This is a genomic window from Ornithinibacter sp., from assembly GCF_035443565.1.
In the GTDB taxonomy this organism is placed as follows: Bacteria; Actinomycetota; Actinomycetes; order Actinomycetales; family Dermatophilaceae; genus Fodinibacter.
Genome location: NZ_DAORSO010000028.1, coordinates 19375 through 23862 on the forward strand (window position 1 = coordinate 19375; position 4488 = coordinate 23862).

Sequence of the window (4488 nt, forward strand, 5' to 3'; positions counted from 1 at the left end):
GAGCCCGACTGGGACACCATCCACAAGGCGCTGCTCGCCGGGCTGCTCTCGCACGTCGGGGTGCGCGACCAGGCCAAGCGCGAGTATGTCGGGGCACGTGGCGCCCGGTTCGGCATCAGCCCGGGGTCGGGCCTGTTCCGTAAGCAGCCCGACGTCGTCATGAGCGCCGAGCTCGTCGAGACGAGCCGGCTCTGGGCGCGGGTCAACGCCGCCATCGAGCCGGAGTGGGCCGAGGAGGCCGGCGCCCACGTCGTCACCCGCACCGTCAGCGAGCCGCGCTGGAGCCGTCGGGCCGGTGCAGCGGTCGCGACCGAGCGGGTCACCCTGTTCGGGGTCCCGCTGGTCACCGACCGCACCATCCAGTACGCCCGCATCGACCCCGAGGCCGCCCGCGAGATCTTCATCAGGTCGGCGCTCGTCGAGGGGGACTGGGACCCCCAGCACGACTTCTGGAAGCGCAACCTCGCCACCCTCGCCAGGGTCGCCGAGCTCGAGGAACGGGCCCGGCGCCGGGACATCGTCGTCGACGACGAGGTGCTGAACGCGTTCTACGACAGCCGGATCCCGCCCGATGTCGTCAGCGAGCGGCACTTCGACCGCTGGTGGCGCGGGGAGCGCCGGCGCCGCCCGGACCTGCTGACCCTCACCGAGGAGATCCTCACCGCCGACTCCGGTGAGCAGGTCTCCGCCGCCGACTACCCGCGCACCTGGCGCCAGGGTGACGTGGAGCTCGACGTCACCTACCAGTTCTCGCCCGGGGCGGATGCCGATGGCGTCACCGTCCACGTGCCGGTCGCCGTGCTCAACCGGGTGACCTCCGACGGGTTCGACTGGCAGGTGCCCGGGCTGCGCGACGACCTCGCCGTCGCACTGCTGAAGTCGCTACCGAAAGCCACCCGCCGCCACTTCGTGCCCACCCCCGACCACGCCGCCGCCGCGCTCGCCGAGGCCGACCCGTCGCGGGGGCCGCTCACCGCGGAACTCGCGCGGGTGCTCCACGCGCGCACCGGCATCCGCATCTCGCCGGATGAGTGGGACGTCGAGCGGGTCCCTGACCACCTGCGGATCACGTTCAGCATCGAGGGCCCCGGCCGCCGGGTCGTCGCCCGAGGCAAGGACCTCGACGCCCTGCGCGAGCAGGCCGGGGGAGCGGTGCGCGCCGGCATGGCCCGTGCCGGCGCGTCGCTGGAGCGCACCGGCCTCACGACCTGGTCGGTCGGCGACGTGCCCGAGACCTTCGAGGGGCGCTCCGGCGGGCTGACCGTGCAGGGGTTCCCGGCGCTCGTCGACGAGGGGACGAGCGTCGCGCTGCGGGTGTTGCCGGATGCCGGTGCCGCGCGGGCAGCGCACCGGGCCGGGGTTCGTCGGTTGCTGCTGCTCGGCACGACCGCTCCGTGGAAGCGGGTGCTCGCCCGGTTGAGCAACGCCCAGAAGCTGGCGCTCGCCGACAACCCGCACGGCTCGGTGCCCGCACTGCTCCAGGACTGCCTGGACGCGGCCGTCGACGACATCGTCGCCGAGCACGTGCCCGGCGAGGTGCGAACGCAGGCGGCCTATGAGGCAGCCCTGTCGGCCGTGCGCACCCACGCCGCCACCCGGGTGCTCGTCGTCGTCGAGGCCGTGGAGCCGGTGCTCGCCCTGGCCGCCCAGGTCCGCGCCACGCTGGCGACCCTCGAACGCGGCGCAGCCTCGACGCGGACCGCGGCAACGAGGGCCGACGTGCGTGCCCAGCTCGACAGCCTCGTGCGACCGGGCTTCGTCGCGGGGACGGGGGTCGCCCGGCTGCGCGACGTGCAGCGGTACCTGCGCGCGGCTCAGCACCGGCTCGAGCGGGCGGCGACCAACGCCCGTGAAGGGGTGCTGCAGGCTCAGATCGACGGGGTCGAGGCGGCCTATGCCGACCTGCTCGAGTCGCTGCCCCTGGTGCGGCGCGGTGCCGCCGACGTGGTGGACATCGGCTGGCAGATCGAGGAGCTGCGGGTGTCGCTGTTCGCGCAGGCCCTCGGCACACCGCGCCCGGTGTCCGAGAAACGCGTCCGCGCGGCGATCGCCGCCATCGACCGCTGACGGCCGGCCGCGGGAATCCTGCGGGGGCGCGCGGACGTTGCCCACAGCAGGAACGCTCCACCCGCGAAAGGCCGTGCCGTGCTGAACCCCTCTGCGCTCTATCGTTTCGAGACCGACGCCGACCTCACCGTGCCCCGGCCCGGCGTGCTCGTCGTCACCCTCGGGGCGTTCGTCGACGCCGGCCAGATCCAGTCCGTCCTCGGCGGTCACCTCCTCGAGACCGGTGACCCCGAGGTCGTCGCGTCCTTCGACGTCGACCAGCTGCTCGACTACCGCGGTCGCCGCCCGGCGATGGTGTTCGACACCAACCGGTGGGTCGAGTACGACGACCCGACGATGCTGCTGCACCGCCTGACCGACCGTGACGGGCAGACGTACTACCTGCTCACCGGGCCCGAGCCCGACTACCAGTGGGAGCGCGTCATCGAGGCGGTCCGCGAGCTCGTCGTGCGCCTCGGGATCACGCTCGTGGTGCACACCCACGGCATCCCCATGGCCGTTCCGCACACCCGACCCGTCGGCATGACGGCCCACGCGACTGACACTTCGCTCATCGGTGACAGCGCCTCGCCGTTCGGCCGCGTCCAGGTTCCCGGCTCCATCGGGGCCCTGCTCGAGATGCGGCTCGGCGAATCAGGCCACCAGGCGGTGGGCTTCGCGATCCACGTGCCGCACTACCTCGCCGGCGCCGAGTGGGCCGAGGGGGCGCTCGCCGCGCTGAACGCCGTGGTCGACGTGACCGGTCTGAACCTGCCCAACGACGACCTCGTGCTGCGCGCCCGCAGCAACCAGCAGGCCATCGCTGCCGAGGTCGAGGGCAACGATGACGCCCGCGCGGTCGTCAGCGCGCTGGAGCAGCAGTACGACACCCACCTCGAGGGCAAGGAGAGGCCCAGCCTGCTCGCCACCGAGGCCTCGCAGCTGCCGTCGGCCGACGAGCTCGGCGCCGACTTCGAGAACTTCCTGCGCCACGTCGCCGACGACGACACCGCCTGACGGCCACGCTCCACCCGACACACCCTCTGGGCGGGGGAAGGACGTCAGTCCTTGGCCTCGGACCACCGGTGGATCACTGAGGTGTCCGCGACGAACCGCACCGGCGCCCCGCCAGCCCAGCGGCGTGACGCGTCCTGCAACGCGCGGTCGACGCGCGCCGAGACCTCGTCGGCGTGCTCGAGCGGTGCGTGGACGAGCAGCTCGTCGTGCAGGCAGAGCACGACCTGCGCCCCGAGCTCGCGGGTGGTCGCCCGCACGGTCGCCGCCCAGGCCTTGAACAGCTCGGCCGCCGCGCCCTGGATGATCGCGTTGCGCGCGAACCGTCCCCGGGCGGCGTCCAGCGCCGGATCAGCCCCGACCCCGGCCCCGGTCAGCACACTGCCCGTCGGGATGAGCCGCCCGCCGTACGTGCGCAGCGGGGCACCGCGCACCCCCGCGGCGTACGCCCGATCCAGCAGCCCCATCGCGACGGGGTAGGCCCGCTCCAGCCCCTTGAGCGCCTCACCAGCGGCCCCGCTGCGCTGGCCGTACATCGCGGCGAGGACCGCAATCTTGGCGACCGGTCGCTCGACCCCGAGGCGCTGGGCCACCGGGGCGTAGAGGTCGTCGTCCTGCGTGGCCGCCGCGAACACGGCATCCCCGCTCACCACGGCGAGCACCCGCGGCTCGATCTGTCCGAGGTCCGCACGCACGAACACGTGCCCCGGGTGGGCTGCGACGCCCGGCCGCAGGGCCGCCGGCAGGTTGTGCAACCCGTTCTCGGCCGTCATCCGCCCGGCCGCGCCGTCGCACGCCGTCCAGCGCCCGCGCAGGCGGTCGTCGGCGCCGACGTGGGCGTCGAGCCAGCGGTACCCGTAGGTCGTGGCGATCCGCTCGTCACGCCGCCACGTCAGCAGCGCCTCGACGAGGGGGTTGACCGAGCGGTAGGGCTCGAGCACCCACTTGCGCGTGTTCGGCACGTCGACGCCGACCGCGGCGAGCAGCTCACGCACCTGGGCCGGGTTGCGCAGGTCCGTGGACTCGCGTCCGGGGGCGAGCCGCAGGACCTGCGCGTCACGAACCCGCCGGGATGCCGCCTCGTCGGCGTCGGTGGTCGGCCGCGGTCCGGCGGCACCCGCGATCAACGCCTCGGTGGTCTCGCGGTCGATGGGCAGCCCGCCGCGCTGCAGCTCCAGGCAGAGCAGCGCGGCCGCCGACTCCGAGTACACCGTCGAGGGCAGGCGCACCGAGGTCGCTGCCGCAGCATCGTGTTGTCGATGTGCGGTCTCCAGGGCGGCGCGGGCCCAGGCTTCAAGGTGGGCCGGGTCGCGCAGCCAGCTCTCGTGGTCGCCGCGCAGGTGCCCGGCACCGTCGACCAGTGCGTCGGCAGCGAGCGGCGCGGCCTCGGAGGCGAACTCGAAGAGGTCACCGGTTGGCGGTGCTGGG

The 4488-nt window shown here is 73.8% G+C and carries 3 protein-coding genes; 2 read left to right on the top strand and 1 reads right to left on the bottom strand.

Annotated elements, in window-relative coordinates; translation table 11 throughout:
* The coding region (gene hrpA / locus PLL68_RS05225; RefSeq protein ID WP_324532305.1) for an ATP-dependent RNA helicase HrpA at positions 1–2067 on the top strand (2067 nt) is incomplete at its 5' end.
* 78 nt (positions 2068–2145) lie between these two features.
* Positions 2146–3063: a proteasome assembly chaperone family protein gene (locus PLL68_RS05230; protein ID WP_324532307.1), complete on the top strand. Its 918-nt coding sequence runs from the start codon at positions 2146–2148 to the stop codon at positions 3061–3063.
* 44 nt (positions 3064–3107) lie between these two features.
* On the opposite strand, the gene PLL68_RS05235 is transcribed toward PLL68_RS05230, so the two are convergent.
* Positions 3108–4488: DNA polymerase (locus PLL68_RS05235; protein ID WP_324532309.1), on the bottom strand; the 1381-nt coding region annotated here is incomplete at its 5' end.